10 protein-coding genes and 1 pseudogene are annotated in these 15,997 nt (G+C 74.7%); 4 read left to right on the forward strand and 7 right to left on the reverse strand.

All coding sequences use genetic code 11. The features are described 5' to 3' along the window. Positions 1-1,017, reverse strand: a 1,017-nt coding sequence (locus IEZ03_RS37530; RefSeq protein WP_229807993.1) for a flavin-containing monooxygenase, incomplete at its 3' end; no start/stop codon positions are given. A 278-nt stretch (positions 1,018-1,295) separates the two neighbouring features. Between IEZ03_RS37530 and IEZ03_RS03965 the strand changes: the two genes are divergently transcribed. Further along, positions 1,296-4,001: an ATP-binding protein gene (locus tag IEZ03_RS03965; RefSeq protein WP_184884167.1), complete on the forward strand. Its 2,706-nt coding sequence runs from the start codon at positions 1,296-1,298 to the stop codon at positions 3,999-4,001. A 41-nt stretch (positions 4,002-4,042) separates the two neighbouring features. Here IEZ03_RS03965 and IEZ03_RS03970 read toward each other — a convergent pair whose 3' ends face one another. From IEZ03_RS03970 to IEZ03_RS03985, 4 genes are all read right to left on the reverse strand, one after another. After that, entirely contained in the window at positions 4,043-5,356 is a 1,314-nt protein-coding gene (locus IEZ03_RS03970; RefSeq protein WP_229807994.1) for an alpha/beta fold hydrolase, read from the reverse strand. 44 nt (positions 5,357-5,400) lie between these two features. Beyond that, positions 5,401-6,618, reverse strand: a complete 1,218-nt coding sequence (locus tag IEZ03_RS03975) for an MFS transporter (RefSeq protein ID WP_221480709.1) — start codon at positions 6,616-6,618, stop codon at positions 5,401-5,403. Between the two features lie 114 nt (positions 6,619-6,732). Beyond that, on the reverse strand, positions 6,733-8,586 hold the full coding sequence (gene nhaA / locus IEZ03_RS03980; RefSeq protein ID WP_229807995.1) for a Na+/H+ antiporter NhaA: 1,854 nt from the start codon (positions 8,584-8,586) through the stop codon (positions 6,733-6,735). 76 nt (positions 8,587-8,662) lie between these two features. Beyond that, the gene (locus IEZ03_RS03985; RefSeq protein ID WP_221480710.1) at positions 8,663-10,036 is read right to left on the reverse strand and encodes an amino acid adenylation domain-containing protein; all 1,374 of its coding nucleotides are present in this window, start codon (positions 10,034-10,036) and stop codon (positions 8,663-8,665) included. Between the two features lie 111 nt (positions 10,037-10,147). Here IEZ03_RS03985 and IEZ03_RS03990 point away from each other — a divergent pair, with 111 nt between their 5' ends. Together IEZ03_RS03990 and IEZ03_RS03995 are read left to right on the forward strand one after the other, a co-directional pair. Then, entirely contained in the window at positions 10,148-10,819 is a 672-nt protein-coding gene (locus IEZ03_RS03990; protein WP_184884169.1) for a TetR family transcriptional regulator, read from the forward strand. Then, positions 10,816-11,220: a phosphomannose isomerase type II C-terminal cupin domain gene (locus IEZ03_RS03995; protein ID WP_229807996.1), complete on the forward strand. Its 405-nt coding sequence runs from the start codon at positions 10,816-10,818 to the stop codon at positions 11,218-11,220. Before IEZ03_RS03990 ends, IEZ03_RS03995 begins: the two co-directional genes overlap by 4 nt. A 67-nt stretch (positions 11,221-11,287) precedes the next feature. Here the strand turns inward: IEZ03_RS03995 and IEZ03_RS04000 are convergent, their stop codons facing one another. Together IEZ03_RS04000 and IEZ03_RS04005 are read right to left on the reverse strand one after the other, a co-directional pair. Next, on the reverse strand, positions 11,288-14,080 hold the full coding sequence (locus IEZ03_RS04000; protein WP_184884171.1) for a family 20 glycosylhydrolase: 2,793 nt from the start codon (positions 14,078-14,080) through the stop codon (positions 11,288-11,290). A gap of 157 nt (positions 14,081-14,237) precedes the next feature. Beyond that, the gene (locus tag IEZ03_RS04005; protein WP_184884173.1) at positions 14,238-15,446 is read right to left on the reverse strand and encodes an acyl-CoA dehydrogenase family protein; all 1,209 of its coding nucleotides are present in this window, start codon (positions 15,444-15,446) and stop codon (positions 14,238-14,240) included. Between the two features lie 247 nt (positions 15,447-15,693). Between IEZ03_RS04005 and IEZ03_RS37535 the strand changes: the two are divergent. Further along, positions 15,694-15,997, forward strand: a pseudogene (locus tag IEZ03_RS37535) (anthranilate synthase component I); the annotation flags it as partial.

The raw sequence follows: 15,997 nt of genomic DNA on the forward strand, positions 1-15,997 counted from the left end.
GGCGCCCAGCGGATGGTCTCTGGGCTGCAGTTCCCCGGCCACCTCGGGATCGTCGACGACTTCCGCGATCCGGTCGCGGACGAACTGCGCGATGGTGTCGTTGGACTCCTTGCTGATGATCAGGTCGTTGTAGCCGCTGAGCAGGCTGACGAGGCTGTTGTCCCTGTCGTACCAGACTTTCCGGTAGTAGGCGTCGCGCTCGTCGTCCGGCACCTCCATCGCGCCCTTTGTCGCCTCGGGGAATGCGACTCCGAACCCGGACTCGCGGTTCGCCTTGCGCACTTCGGCGTACCGTTCCTTCACCGCCCGCTGCGTTTCGGGGTCGAGCGGATGGTTGTTGGCGGGTATCACGAAATTGGGCGTCCGCTGGAACACCGTCAATTGCGCGGCCTGCTCGGCGATGAGCGGGATGATCTGCACGCCCGAGGACGCCGTGCCGATCACCGCGACCCTTTTCCCGGTGAAGTCCGCGCCCTCCGCCGGCCAGTCACCGGTGTGGTACCACTCGCCGCCGAAGGCGTCCAGGCCCGGCAGGTCCGGCAGCCTCGGCGCGGACAGGCAGCCGGTCGCCATGACCAGGTACTGGGCCGACACCCGGTCGCCGCGGTCGGTGCGCACGTCCCAGCGCCCGGCCTCTTCGTCGAACGCGGCCCCGGTCACCCGCGTCCGGAGCCGGATGTGCGGCCGCAGGCCGAACCGGTCGGCGACGTGGTCGATGTACCGGAGCAGCTCCTCCTGGGCCGGGTACTTCTCCGTCCACTCCCATTCCTGCTCCAGCGCGGGATCGAACGAGTAGGCGTAATCAAGGCTCTTCACGTCGACGCGCGCCCCGGGATACCGGTTCCAGAACCACGTGCCGCCGATCCCCTCGCCCTTCTCGCAGACCTGCACGGACAGCCCGAGACCGCGCAGCTTGTGCAACATGTAGAGGCCGGACAGTCCAGCACCCACCACTACCGCGTCGACCTCGCGTGAGTTCCCGGCGTCCTGCCGCGGCGGTGGTGACGTCTGGGTCATCGTTGGATTTCCTCTCAAAGAGTCCGATGGGTCCGCGAAGCACCGGGCCGACTGAAGCGGGTGCGAAGTACCCGCGCACTTTCAGCGGCCGCGATCTTGAATGCTATATCCCCGGGACCGGCCATGGGGGCGCCCTTCCCCGGTGCCGCTTTTTCGTCGGCGATAATGCGCTCACGGTGAGTGAGACGACCGGCGTCCGGCCTGCGGACAGTCATTCGGGGGACTCAAGGCGCCCCGTTCCGGCCCGGCGTCCGGGACCGATGCGGCACCATGGTCGCGTGCATCCCGTCGAGGTTTCCGAACGCGAGGCCGAGGTGCTGGCCGCCGTGGGCCGGCATCTGACGAACACGCAGATCGCGAGCCGGCTGCACATCTCGGTCCGGACGGTCGAGAGCCACGTGTCGTCCCTCCTGCGCAAGTACGGGGCGGCGAACCGGCGCGAGCTGGCCATCCTCGCGGCCGGCCAGGGCGGGCCGGGCGTGCACGACGGGCAGGACGGGCGCGGGAGGGTCTCCGGGGTGCCCGCCGCGCACACCTCGTTCATCGGGCGGGACGCGGAGCTGGCGGAGATCGAGGCCGCCGCCGGCCGGGCCCGGCTGGTGACGCTCCTCGGCTCCGGCGGGGCCGGCAAGTCGCGGCTCGCCGCGGTGGCGGCGGCCGCCTCCCGGCACGGGGGCGTGTTCGTGGACCTGGTGCCCGTCCGGGACGGCTTCGTCGACCAGGCCGTCGCGGCCGCGCTGGGCGTCGCCGAGCGCCCGGAGTCAGAGCTGCGCACCGTGATCGCCGAACGGCTGGGGCGGGGCCGGGCGCTGGTCGTGCTGGACAACTGCGAGCACGTGCTGGACGCGGTGGCGGAGTTCGCGGACCGGATCCTGGCGGCCTGCCCCGGCACCCGGATCCTGGCCACCAGCCGGGAGCGGCTCGGCATCCCGGGGGAGCGGATCGTCCGGGTGGGGCCGCTGCCGCTCGCCTCGCACGCCGAGGCGCTGTTCACGGACCGGGCCCTGGCCGCCGACCCCGGCTTCGCCGCCGACCCCGCCGCCGTGGCGGAGATCTGCGCCCGGCTGGACGGCATGCCGCTCGCGATCGAGCTGGCCGCGGCGCGCTGCGCGTCGCTGGGCGCGCCCGGGGTGCTGGCCGTCCTGTCCGACCGGCTGCGCCTCCTCACCGGCGGGCGGGGGGCCGACGAGCGGCACCGCTCGCTCCGCGCCGTCCTGGCCTGGAGCCACGACCTCCTCGACGAGGAGGAGCGCGCCCTGTTCCGCCGGCTGGCGGTGTTCGCGGGCGGCTTCGACCTGGCCGCGGTCCTCGCGGTGACCCCGGGCACCGCGGCGGACGCGGCGGCCGACGTGCTGGGCCGGCTCGCCGAGAAGAACATGATCGTCCGGGCGGGGCCGGCCCGCTGGCGGCTCCTGGAGACGGTCCGGGCCTTCGCCGCGGAACGGCTCGCGCTCGGCGGCGAGGAGGCCGGCCTGCGGAAGCTGCACCTCGCGTGGGCGTCCCGGGTCGCCGCCGAACTGGCGGACGCGCCCGCGGGCGGTGGGTTCGACGCCGTCGCGGACGATCTGCGCGCCGCGCTGGCCGCCGCCCCCGCGGACGCGGGGGAGACGGCGCACGGCCTGGCCCGGTCGCTGGGCGGCCTGGCGTACGCGCGGCGGTTCACGCGCGAGGCGTACGACCACTTCATGGAGGCGGCCGAGCGGGCGGGGTCGCCCGCGGAGGCGGCCAGGGACCTCAAGAGCGCGGCGGACTGCACGCACGTCATGCCGACCGGCGGCCACCAGCACTTCGAGCTGCTGTGCGCGGCGGCGGAGCGGGCGCGGGACGCGGGGGACGGCGGCGCGGAGGCGGTCCTCCTGGCCACGGCGGTCGTCACCACGGCGCGCAACCCCGGCTGGTACGCGATCCCGCACGCCGACCTGCTGCGGCTGGTGGAGCGCGCGGAGGCCGCCGGCGACCCGGCCGACCCCGTCGTCGCGGCGTGGCTGGCCGCCGCCCGCGCCTGGACGGCCTCGGCCGAGCCCTACAGCGCCGATCCCGCCCTCGCGGAGCGGGCCGTGGCGGCGGCCCGCGCGGCGGGCGATCCGGTGCTGGTCAGCGCCGGCCTCGACGCGGTGGTCAGCGCCGCGCTGCGCGCGGGCCGGCTGCGCGCGGCGCACCGGACCGGCCGCGAGCGGCTCGACCTGCTGGCCGCCCTGCCCGGCGACGACCCGCGCTGCGCGGCCGAGATCGTCGACATCGTGCACGTGGCGGTGAACTGCGCGACCGCGGCGGGCGACCTGCCCGCCGCCCTGGCCGTCGCGCGGCGGGCGCTGGCGGACGACCTGCTCCATGACCAGTACTACCTGTCGTCCAACACCGTCATCGTGCCGCTCGCCCTGAGCGGGGAGTTCGGCGAGGCGCTGCGGTACGCGGGCGAGGCGTGGGAGAGCTGGCTGCGGGCCGGCCGGCCCGGCGGCGGGATGATGCTGCCGGCCGCGGTCGGTCCCGCGCTCGTGCACGGCCTGCGCGGCGACCGCGCGCGGCACCGGGAGTGGCGGGCCCGGGTGCCGGACGCGGCGACGGGCCAGGTGTTCGACCTCTCGGCGCTGGCGGGTTTCGCCGACGCGCTCGTCGCCGTGCACGGCGGGTGCCTCGACGGTGCCGCCGAGCTGGTCGCCGGGCTCTTCTCCGACGCGACGGACCCGTTCTACGCCGGGTACGCGCACCCGGCCGGCGCCGAACTGGCCGTCGTGGCGGGCCTCCCGGACGCGGCGGCGCTGGTCTCCGCCGCCGAGGCCGCGGCGGCGGAGAACGCGTGGGGTGCGGCGTGCCTGGCCCGCGCCAGGGGACGCCTGCACCGCGACGCCGGCGAGCTGGCCGCCTCCGCCGAGGCGTGGGAGCGCCTCGGCGCCCGCTTCGAACGGGCGGCCACCCTGCTGCTGCTTCCCGGCCGGGCCGACGAGGGCCGCGCCGAGATGGCCCGGCTGATGAAGCACGAATAGCGCATCCCGCCCGGGAGATGCGCCATTCGCCAAGGGGAGGGTCAGCCGGAGAAGAACTTCTCCAGCGCCAGGCCGATCGACGCGGGGTCCGCCTGGCCGTGCGCCTGTCCTTCCAGCCATTCCAGGCGGGCGTCCGGGACCCGCCCGGCGACCTCCCGCGCCGCGTCCTTCATCCGGCCGGAGCTCGCCGAACCCGCGAGGACCAGCGTGGGGACGGAGACCGCGGACACCCGCTCCGGGACCGGCCCGTCGCCCACGACCGCCGCCTCGTAGGCGAGGGTGTGCGCCACGGCCTCGATCCCGGGCCAGAACGGCTGCTCCTTCATGCCCGCCACCGCCTCGGGCGGCATCTCGGCGCCCCGGGTCAGGAAGAGCTCGACCGCGTCCCCGCGCCGGCCCTGCTCGGCGAGCGCCGCGAGTTCCCGGTGGGAGGGCGGCCGGTGGCCGGGCGCGGTCGCGTACGGGGGTTCGAAAACCGCCAGCCGCGTGATCGGCGCGCCCGCGGCGGCCGCCTCCAGCGCCAGCGCGCCGCCGGAGGACCCGCCGAACACCATCGCCCGCCCGCCGGCCGCCTCGATCAGCGCGGTCAGGTCCTCGATCTCGCGCTGGACGGCGTACGGCGCGATGTCGCCGCTGCCGCCGCGGCCGCGCCGGTCGTAGTTGTAGACGGTGAACCGGGCGGCCAGCGCCTCGGCGATACCGGTCATGATCGGGTCGTCGCGCGTCGAGAACGCGCCCTGGAGGAGGACGACCGCGGGTCCAGCGCCGGTGCGGTCGTAGGCGATGGGCGTACCGTCCGCCGAGGTGACGGTGCGGTGCCGGGGCCGGTAGGTGAGCAGCACGACCCCGTCGTCGCCGACCGGCCTGGCCTCCACCAGCCGCAGCGCCGCCTCCTCGGCGCCGTCGCGGAACAGCCGCCGCCCGCCGCCCAGGATGAGCGGGTAGACCATCAGCCGGTACTCGTCCACGAGGCCGCGGGCCGCCAGCGCCTGGACGAGTTCGGCGCTTCCGTTGACGAGGATGTCCCCGCCGGGCTGCCGCTTCAGGTCGGCGACCTCGTCCACTGTGATGACTTTCGTGTTCTCCCACTCGGGATCCCGCAGCGTGCTGGAGACGACGTACTTGGGCATCCCGTTCATCTTCTCTGCGAAGTCTCCGGTCTGCCGGGGCCATGCCTGCGCGAAGCCCTCGTAGGTCGTCCGGCCCAGCAGCAGCGCGCCCGCGGAGCGGACCTCGTCCGCCTTGACGGCGTCGCCCTCCTCGCCGCGGCCGAAGCGGAAGGCCCAGCCCAGCTCGCCGGGCTTCTCGATGACGCCGTCCAGGGTCATGAACTCGGAGACGATGATCTTCCTCATGGTCGTTCCCTTCTCAATCGATCCGCAATGGGTGTCGCGGAGGGTCAGGCGGCGGTGGCAGGCCCGGTCCGGGCCGGCCGGATGAGCGCGCCCCTCCCGCCGAGGAGGGGCAGCAGCATGAGCGCGGCCGTCAGCCCGAAGGCGGCCGGGTAGCCGGTGCGGACGGCGAGGAGGCCGAAGCCGGCGGCGCCGAGGCCGATGCCGGCGTCGTAGGCGATGTTCCAGAGGGCGGTGACGGTCCCGTAGGACGACGCGGGGACGCGGTCGAGCAGCACGGCCATGCTGGCGTTGCCGGTGAGGCCGAATCCGGCGCCGAACACCACCATCCCGGCCAGCGCCGCGGCGGGGTCGGACACCAGCACCAGGACCGCGATCCCGCCCGCCGAGATCAGCAGCCCCGGGACCAGCTGCCGCGCCGCCCCGTTCCGGTCCGCGTCCCGGCCGGCCCACCACCGGGTGGCCGTGGCCGTGAGGCCGTGCGCCAGCAGCGCCCACGCCGCGGCCCCGCCGGCCGCCAGCGGCAGGAAGGTGGCGGTGATCCCGGTCGCCGTCGCCGTCGCGGCGAACACCAGCGCGGGGCCGAGCAGCGCACGGCTGCGGGCGGCGGCGACGATCCCGAGGGGCTCCTCGGGCGCGGGCCGCCGTCCCGGCAGGTCCCGCACCGCCGCCAGGCCGGCCAGCGCAGACAGGCCGGCCAGGACGAACACCGGCGTGTAACCGGCCGCGTCGCTCAGCCACAGGCCCATCGGAAGCGCGGCCATGGCCGGTACCCCGCAGGCGATCCCGTAGACGCCCAGCCCCTCAGCGCGCCGCTCGGGCGGGACGATCGAGGCCACCAGGGCCCCGCCCAGCACCACCGCCACCGCGAACCCGGCGCCCCGCACCAGGCAGACCGCCAGGATCACGGCCATCGACCCGGAGGCCGCCAGCGCCAGCGCCGGAATCCCGAGCAGCGCCAGCCCGGTTCCGAACACCGCCCGGTACCCGAACCGCGCCACCAGCCGCGAGACGACCAGCTCGGTGCCGACGGTCGCCAGCATCATCACGCCCGTGGCCAGCCCGGCTCCCGCCCCGCCGGCCCCGTTCGCGTCCGCGTACCGCGGCAGCGCGGAGAACAGCAGGTAGAAGCTCGTCGCCGAGCCGGTGCCGGCCACCAGCACCAGGGCGAACGCCCGGCTCATCAGCGGCGGCCGCGCGGCGTGCCGCGCTGCCTCTCCCGCTGTGTTCCGGGGTGCGGGGGCCGGCGTTGCGATGGTGCTCATCGCGTCCTCCTCGGCGGTCGGGTGACTGCTGGGAAGCGTCGCCGCCGCGAGCACGGACCGGCATCCGTGGCCACCACGGATCGGCCACGGACCGCACCTCGTACGGCGCGAGGGTCAGGGGGCGCCGCGGGCCTCTTCGAGGGCCTGGTCGATCGCGGCGGCCAGGCCCGCCTGGTCGTGCGGGCCCTCGTGGAGGGTTCCGTTGACGAAGAACGTGGGGGTGCCGGAGGCGCCGCTGCGTTCGCCCGCCTCGCGGTCGGTGTTGACGCGCTCGCGGTGCCGGGCGAGGTCGGCCCACGCCTCCACGCCGAGCCGCTCCGCGTAGGAGGTCAGGTCGGCGTCGGTGAGCGCCAGCTGGTTGGCGAAGAGCAGGTCGTGCATCTCCCAGAAGCGTCCCCGGTCGGCGGCCGCCTCCGACACCACCGCCGCCGAGACCGCGTGGGGGTGGACCTCGCGCAGCGGGAAATGCCGGAAGACGTACCGCAGCCTGTCGCCGTACTGCTCCTGCAAGCGCCTGATCGTGTCCACCGCCCGCCCGCAGTAGGGGCATTCGAAGTCGCCGTACTCGACGAGGGCCACGGGGGCGTCGTCCGGGCCGCGGACATGGTCGCGGGCGGTGACGGGCGGCAGCGGCCCGGGCTCGAAGGCGCCGTCGTCGCCGGGGGCGCCGGGCGGGGCGCACACACCGCCGCGGTCCCAGGCGAGCCGGAAGATCAGCCAGCCCATGACGGCGGCCAGCAGCGAGCCGGCGAGGATGCCGATCTTGGCCTGGCTCTGCATCGCGGGCTCGTCGGCGAACGCCAGGCCGGTGATGAACAGCGCGACGGTGAAGCCGATGCCCGACACGGCCGCCCCGCCGAGGACCTGGCCCCACACCAGGTTGCCGGGCAGGCCGCCCCAGCCGAGCCGCAGCGGGATGAACGTCCCGATGGCGATGCCGCCGAACTTGCCCAGCAGCAGGCCCGCCGCGACGCCGATCGCGATGGGGGACGTGGCCGCCTCGCCCAGCGTCTCGGCGTTCAGCACCACGCCCGCGTTGGCGAAGGCGAAGACGGGCACGATGACGTAACTCGTCCAGGGGAGCAGCCGCAGCTGGAGCCGCTCGTTGATCGACACGGTCCGCTGGACGCTCCGGGTGGCCAGGCGCTCCAGTTCCGGGCTCGGGTCGCGGGACAGCGCGTGCACGATCTCGCTCGCCGTGAGCAGCTTGTGCTCGCTCGGCGCGTACACCGTCACCAGCATGCCGAGGAGCACCCCGGCGGCCGTCGGGTGGACGCCGCTCTCCAGCATCGCCGCCCACACGCCGAGCCCGAGCGCCACGTACGCGGGCGCCCGCCAGATCTGCAGCCACCGCAGCGCCACGATCAGCCCGACCAGGACCGCCACGGCCAGCAGGGCCCAGGGCGAGAGGTCCTCGGTGTAGAAGACCGCGACGATCAGGATCGCCAGGATGTCGTCGACGACCGTGAGCGTCAGCACGAACAGCCGCAGCGGCTCCGGGCAGCGGGCGCCGATCACCGCGAGCAGCCCCAGCACGAACGCGGTGTCGCTGGCCACCGGGATCCCCCAGCCGGCCGCGCCCGGTCCGCCGGCGTTGATCGCCGTGTAGATCAGCGCCGGCGCCGCGATGCCGCCGGCGGCCGCCACGACCGGCACCGCGACCAGCCGCCGGTCGCGCAGCTGCCCGACCCTGATCTGCTGGCTGATCTCCAGGCCGATGACGAAGAAGAACAGCGTCATCAGCCCGTCGTTGACCCATTCCCGCAGCGTCAGCGAGAACCCGCGCTCCCCCAGGGAGACGGCCAGCTCGGTCTCCCAGAAATGCTCGTAGGAGTCGCCGAGCGGCAGGTTGGCCCACAGCAGCCCGGCCACGGTGGCGGCCAGCAGCACGCTGGTGCTGTTCGTCGCGGTGACCAGGAAGGCGCGCAGCCCCGCCGGCAGGGCCGGAACGACGGATCTCTCGGTCACCCGGAGATGATTTCAGGGAACGCGGGACCGTCCTCCGCGCCACGCCGGTCGGCCCGCACGGCCGCCGGCCGGGCCGTCAGATGATCGCCACGTCGTAGAGGATGCGCTTCATCGCGGCCTCCGGGAGGCCCGGGTTGCGGGCGGCGCCTCCGGCGGCGTCCGGGTCGTCGAGGAGCTCCAGCAGGCGGGGGACCGGGAGCCGCTCGTCCCGGGCGGCCGCGGCGCGGACGGAGGCGTCGGGGTCGCGGCTGAGCCGTTCGGCCAGTCCGGCCGTGAGCGCGGGGTCGCGCAGGGCCAGGGCGCGGGCCGTCGCGTCCGCGGAGCCGGCCAGGCGCGCGAGGCCCGCGCGGGGGAAGTTGGGGTGGCCTATGCGGTCCAGGCTGGTGAAGTACGGCGACTCCAGGGCCATGGCGAGCAGGAGCTCACCGGGCGGGTCCGGGTGGTGCTCCGACAGCAGCAGCCGGACGGCGAAGTCGTCGTCGGCCGCGAGGCGGGCGACGAGGTCGGCGGGCAGGTGCGGGCTGTGGGCGGCGAAGCGGCGCAGGCCCACGTGGGCGGACGTGGCGTAGCGGCGCATCAGGCCGATGTCGTCCAGGCGTGCCCAGAACCACTCCGGCGGACGCAGCCGGTCGTCCGGCCCGACGTGGTAGTCGATGGCCGCGCGCTGCTCCTCGGTCAGCTCCGGGCGCAGCGACACCGCGAGCCGCACCGCGGGCTCGGGGTCGGCCGCGAGGACCTCGACGAGGTCGGGCGGCAGATGCGGGTTCGCGGCCGCCGCGGCCCGCGTCTCGGGGCGCGGGTCGCGGCACAGCTCCCGCGCCTGGCCGGCGTCCAGCGGGACGGTGGAGGCCACCGCGAACGCCGGCCCGCTCGCCAGCAGCGGCGCGGCGAACTCGGGGCGCCGGTGGCAGGCCAGCCGCATCGCCAGCCGGCGGACGGCCGGGTCCGGGTCGCCGAGGGCCGCGTCGACGACCTCGTCGGGCGGTTCCGGCCAGGTCCACAGCGCGCCCAGCCGGACCTTGGCGTCCGGGTCGGCGGCCAGGGCGGCCCGGACCCCGGCGGGCAGGGCCGCGTTGTCGCAGAGCGCGTCGCGCACCTGCGCGTCCGGGTCGGCGGCGAGCCGCGCGAGGACGTCGCCGGGCAGGGGCTTGGCGGGCTCCCGGTGCTCGGGCGCCGCGGCCACCGCGCGGCGGACGACGGGGTCGGGGTCGTCGGCGAGGCGCGCCCGGACCGACACGGGCGCGTGCCCGGTGGTGGCGACCAGCCGGCGCGTGCGCGGGTCGGGGTGCCGGGCGGCGGCCTCGTACACGGCGTCCGGCACGCCCTCGCGGCGCAGCAGCGCGTTGCGCATCCGCGGCTCCGCGCGCTCCAGGATCAGCAGCAGCAGGTCGGCCGGGGCGGCGGGGTTGGCGGCCAGGCCCTCCAGCCGCACCGAGTAGAGCGTCCGCACCCCGATCACGTTAGCCGCCGGCGCCGCGTACCGGGAAGCTCACCGGTGCCCGAGTTCCGCCCAGGCCAGGCGGTGTTGTCACCGGGTAACACCCCCGATACCTTTGCGGGCATGACAGGTTCGCGGGGCGGAGCGGGCGCACGGCGCGATCCCGGGCGCCGCCGCGCCCTGCTGGAGGCCGCCGACCGGGTCATCCAGCGGGAGGGACCGGAGGCGTCGATGGCGGCGATCGCCGCGGAGGCGGGGATCAGCAAGCCGATCCTCTACCGCCACTTCGGCGACAAGAGCGGCCTTTACCAGGCGCTGGCCGAGCGGCACACGCGCAAGCTGATCGAGGGGATCCGGGAGGAGTTCTCCCGCGACGACCCGATCCGCGACCGCACCCGCACCACCATCGACACCTACCTGGCGACGATCTCCAAGAACCTCAACCTCTACCGCTTCCTGATGCACCGGGCCAGCGCCGAGGACACCGCCACGCACAGCGCGATGAGCACGATGATCCGCGACGTGAGCCGGGAGCTGGCCGAGGTGATGATCGCCGACGGCGAGCTCGCGGACCGGACCCGCGCGTACGTGTGGGGCCACGCGATCGTCGGCATGGTGCAGACGGCCGGCGACTGGTGGCTCGACCACGGCGAGGACGTCCCGCGGGAGGACGTCGTGGACGGCCTCGTCGACCTCGTCCTCCGCGGCCTGCCGGCCGCCGCGTCCGGTGACCGCGCCCCGGACCGGGCCTCCGACCGTTCCCCCGATTCTCCCGACCCACGATTCCCGAGGTGACTGTGCAGACCGACGCGCGCGTGCAGGCCGACGTGCGGCCCGAGGCGGCCGAGACGGAACCCGCCGTGGAGACCGAACGGCGGCCCTGGGGGAGCTTCGAGCGCTTCACGCTGAACGAGCCGTCCACCGTGAAGATCATCCATGTGCGGCCCGGCCAGCGGCTCAGCCTGCAGCGGCACCGCGACCGTGCCGAGCTGTGGGTGGCGCTCGACCCCGGCGCGGTGTTCGAGGTGGCCGGGCGGCGCATCCTGCCGGAGGTGGGGGAGCGGGTGCTGATCCGCGCCGGCGACGCGCACCGCCTGGGCTCGGACGGCCCGGCCGTGCGCGTCCTGGAGATCGCCTTCGGGCACTTCGACGAGGACGACATCGAGCGCATCGAGGACGAGTACGGGCGCGCCTGAGCGACCCGGAACGGCCCGGCCGTCCGTGTGAACGGGCGGCCGGGCCGTTTTCCGCGCGGGCCCGCGGCTATCGGAGGAGACTCCAGTGGCCTCCGGCGGCGCCGGGCTCCCGGCCGGTTCCCGCACGGGTCGCCCGGTACAGCTCGCCCTGGTGGCTCACCAGCGCGCCGGCCTTGTACGGCGCGCCGCCGTCCCAGGCGGGGACGCCGGCCGGCGAGATGCGGCTGGTGCGGCCGTCCGCGGCGCGGGTGCGGGTCAGCGCGTACGCGCCGACCTCGGCCGGCCCGCCGTACCGCCGCCAGGTCCGGCCGTCCGTCGAGTACTCAATGGCCATGCCGGGGTTGCGGACGTTCGCCGACAGCGTCCCGCCGGAGATCCGCGCGCCGGGCGGCGGGATCCGGTAGTTCACCCCTTCCCCGGCCAGCCCCACCGGCCGGTAGAACGACAGGAGCGGGAAGGTCTTCTGCCCGAGCGTGTTGCTGAAGACCCGCCAGGCGGCCTCCATCTCGCCGGGTGCCGGGGTCTCGCGGTTCCAGGCGCGCTCGGCCACGCCGAGCAGCTTGGGGAACGCCTGGTACTCGCGCAGCTCCGGCGTCTTGCCGTTCTCCCCCCACATCTGGGCCTCCAGGCCGAGGATGTTCCCGCGGCCCTCGGGGGTGAGCCGCGTCCAGGACGGGTTCGGCGTGACGGGGTTGCCCCAGCGGTCCTCGACCGCGTTCGCGTACACGTCGAACGGCTGGTAGGTGAAGGTGCTCCTCTCGTCCACGTAGGCGGCCCAGTAGTAGCCGGGCTCGTCCGGGTCCTTGTTGTAGGCGAGGTCCATGTAGAGGTTGGTCGCGTGGGCGAGGATCACCGGCGTGCCCTCGTTGGCGAACCGGTACGCCCAGTCCTCGCGGCCCCAGCCCCATACGTTCTGCCAGGGCAGCGGACTGAAGCCCTTGAGGCGGAACGAGTGCGTCGGGTCGGTGATGTCCTCCCACCCGGCGGTCTTGCCGGCGGCCTTCTGCGCGATCGCGTTCCAGCGGGTGAAGAACATCCGCTTCAGTTCCTCGCCCGACTGGCCCGCGGTCTCGGGGTTGTCCCGGCACGCGGGCGATCCCGACCACCAGCCCTCCGGCGGGCCGGGCGGCTCGTCGCCGCCGAGGTTGAGGCGCTCGAAGGGGACGCCGGCCCTGGCGTACATCTCCGCCACCTCGGACACGACCTTGTCCAGGAACCTGTAGGTGCTGTCCAGGCACGGGTTCACGAGGTTGTCGTTGTAGTACTGGACGCTGACGTGCCGGCTGGTGTCGGCCGGGTCCAGCAGCCGGTACGTGGAGTCGTGCGTCCGGCGGTGGCGGTGCTCCATCGACTGGACGGCGGCGCGGGCGTGCGCGGGGAAGTTCAGCTCGGGGATCACCTCGATGTGCCGCTCGGCCGCGTAGCGCAGGATCTCCTGGAACTCCCCGACCGTGTAGAAGCCGCTCCCCTTGCCGACGAAGTTGAGCGTGCCCTGCTCGAAGCCCTGGTACGCGGGCCGGTGGCCCAGGTTGGCCTCCGTCTCGTCACGCGGCTTCCGGGCGATGCCGTCACCGGGGTCCAGGTCGTCGGCGGATCCCATGCCCTGGTGCAGGGCGCCCGTCTCCTTCAGGTCCAGCTCCCGCTTGGAGCCGTAGCCCGTCAGCTCGGGCAGCCCCGGGATCTGCAGGCGCCATCCCTCGTCGTTGGTCAGCCCGAAGTGCAGCTTGTTGAGCTTGGTGAAGCTCATCAGGTCGAGGAACTTCTTGACGGTCGCCGCGGTCTCGAAGTGGCGGCCCACGTCGATGTGCAGGCCCCGGTAGCCGAACAGCGGCGCGTCGGCGATCTCGGCCCTGGGGACCCGCACCGCGGCCGGGCGCCGGCCGCGCGCCGCCGCCTCGTAGCCGGCGGCGGGGACGAGCTGCCGCAGCGTCTGGATGCCGTACAGCACGCCGGCGCGGTCGGCGCCGGTGATCCGGACGCCCCGGCCGGTCGCGGTGAGCGTGTAGCCCTCCGGGTCGGCCTCGCCGTCGCGGTCGACGTCGAGACGGGGGTCGACGCGCAGGGAGATCGGCGCGCCCCGCCCGCGGGCGACGTCGCGCAGCGCGGAGCGCAGGTAGCGCTCCTCCCCGCGCAGGGAGCGCGGCGCCGAGACGGGGGAGCCGCCGCCGATCGCGACCGTGCCGCCGGACGCGGCCGCCGACAGCGGCTGCGGGACGAGGCTCTGCTTCAGCGTGAGGTCCGTCTCCGGGGCGGTGTTCGCGGCGTACCGGGTCGCGGCCGACTCCACCGGGCGGTTGTCGCCGGAGAACGCGGTCGTCTGCTTCGGGTCCGCCGGGTCGAGGAGCGACCTGGCCGGCACCCATTGCGGCTTGCCGCCGCCGAAGGCGATCGTCCATCCGGCGGGGGCGTCGGACTTGTGGACGGCCCACAGCTCGACGTTGATGTCGATCTTCCGGCGCTCGCCCGGCGCGACGGGCCGGAAGCCGTCCACCGGCCGCAGCGCGTAGAAGTCGCCGCTCTGCGCCGCGTCCGCGCGGGCCACGGCGAGCCCCTGGGCCGCGAGCTGCCCGCGTGCGGTGCCGCCGTCCTCGCCCGCGAGGACGGCGGCGGGCTGCCGGACGGAGTTGAAGTACAGGGCCCACCCGCCGCCGAGGGCGCAGCGGCGGTCGCGGTTGTCGATGGTCAGCCGCGCGAGGTGGTACCGCGCGTCGGTGACGGTGTGGTCGACCGGCTGGTAGGTCAGCAGGAGGTCGCGGGCGTCGGGATGGCAGGCCGCCGACGCCGCGCCCGGCGAGACCACCGCCGCGAGGGCGGCGGTGAGCGCGGCGGCCGACAGCACGGCCGTGTGTCTGTTCGGCATAAATAGGAAAGTATCCTAATAGTTTGCCGCGGTCCCGTGCCCGAACCGGCCACCGCCGAAGCCGCAGGCGGCGCCGCCCGGCCGCCTCCGGACACCCGTGCGATCTTGACAGGCGGCGCCGGCGCCGCGATCCTCCTGCGCCGTCGGCGGGCGGCGGTCAGCGCAGGGCGAACTCCCAGTTGCCGCCCTTGCCGTACTCCTTGAGGATGCGCCGCGCGGTCGTCGTCACGTGCACCTCGTCCGGGCCGTCGAAGATCCGGCCCGCGCGGGCGTGCCGGTACATGTGGCCGAGGGGCGTGTCGTCGGTGAGGCCCTCCGCCCCGTGGACCTGGACGGCCCGGTCGACGACGTTGTTCAGCATCCGCGCCGCCACCACCTTGACGACCCCGATCTCCACCCGCGCCTCGGCCCCGAGGCCCTGCTCACCAGAGTCGATCTTGTGCGCGGCCTGCAGCGTGAGCAGCCTGGCCGACTGGATCTCGGCGTAGGAGTCGAACACGTGCTGCTGGAGGAGCTGCTTCTTGTACAGCGGCTCGCCGAACGCGGTGCGCTCGTGCAGCCGCGCGCACATCAGGTCGAACGCCCGCTGCGCCTGCCCGAGGAACCGCATGCAGTGGAAGATGCGGCCCGGCCCCAGCCGCTCCTGCGCGATCACGAAGCCGTGCCCGCGCGGCCCCAGCAGGTTGCCCTCCGGGACGCGCACCTCGTCGTACAGCACCTCGCAGTGCCCGCCGTCCAGCCCGAGCACGGGCGTGTCGCGGACGATCGTGTACCCGGGCGTGTCGGTCGGCACCAGGATCATGCTGAACGAGAGGTAGGGGGAGGTGCCCTCGGGCTCCGTCCGGCACATCACCGTCGTGTACGCCGCCCTGTTGGCGAACGTCGTGAACCACTTGCGGCCGCGGACGACCCACTCCCCGTCCTCCAGGGTCGCGGTGGTGGTCAGCTGCGTCGGGTCCGAGCCGGAGATGCCCGGCTCGGTCATCGCGAAGCTCGGGTTGATCTCCGCGCGGACGAGCGGCTCCAGGAACCGCTCCCGCTGCTCCGCGCCCGCGTGCCGGTGCAGCATCAGCGAGTCCTGCAGCGTGTAGGTGCCGAGCGCCAGCTGACCGAACTCGCTGCGCCCCTGCACCTCGTTGACGTAGACGTAGTCGAGGAACGGCAGCCCGCCACCGCCGAGCTCCCTCGGATGGCCGAGCGCCCACAGGCCCTCCGCCTTCGCCTCGCGCTGCAGGTCGGCGACCAGGGCGGCCGCCTCGTCGCCGCCGCGCCGCAGCACCGGCTCGGCGGGCTCGACGCGCTCGGTCATGAAGGCGTGCACGGCGTCGCGCACCGGCCGGACGGACGCCGGGATGTCAAAGGCCATGGGTTCCCTCCAGATGACTAGAACCGCATTCTGTCGCGGAACGGGCGGCGGCGCGACGGGCTCCCGGTCCGCATGGGGAACCTGGTATCCTCGGCGCCATGCGAACCGCAGCCTCCCAGTGGTGGTGGCGCCGCTGAGGCGGCGCCGGTTCGTGATGTAAAGACCCAGGCGACCGCCCTCACCCGGCGGTCGTTTCGCGTATTCGCCGCCTGGGGTGCAGGGCCCGGAAATTCGAGGGGCCACCGCGGTGGAAACCGTCTCACAGCAGCCGCCCGCCGGCGAGTTCGTCACGGCCGGGGGAGTGCGGGTCACCCGCACGGCGACACCGGTCGACCCGGAGCGCAAGTCCGATGTGCTGAACGCACTCGTCGCCGCCGTGGGCGAGCGGCGCGGCGGCGTCCTCAGCTCCGGCATGGAGTACCCGGGCCGGTACAGCCGCTGGCACATGGCCTACGCCGACCCCTGCCTGGAGATCGTCGCCCGCGGCAGGGCGGTCCAGGTGCGGGCCCTGAACGGGCGCGGCCGCGTCGTCCTGCCCGCCGTCGCGGCCG

It is taken from the genome of Actinomadura livida, assembly GCF_014648675.1.
Lineage (GTDB): Bacteria > Actinomycetota > Actinomycetes > Streptosporangiales > Streptosporangiaceae > Spirillospora > Spirillospora livida.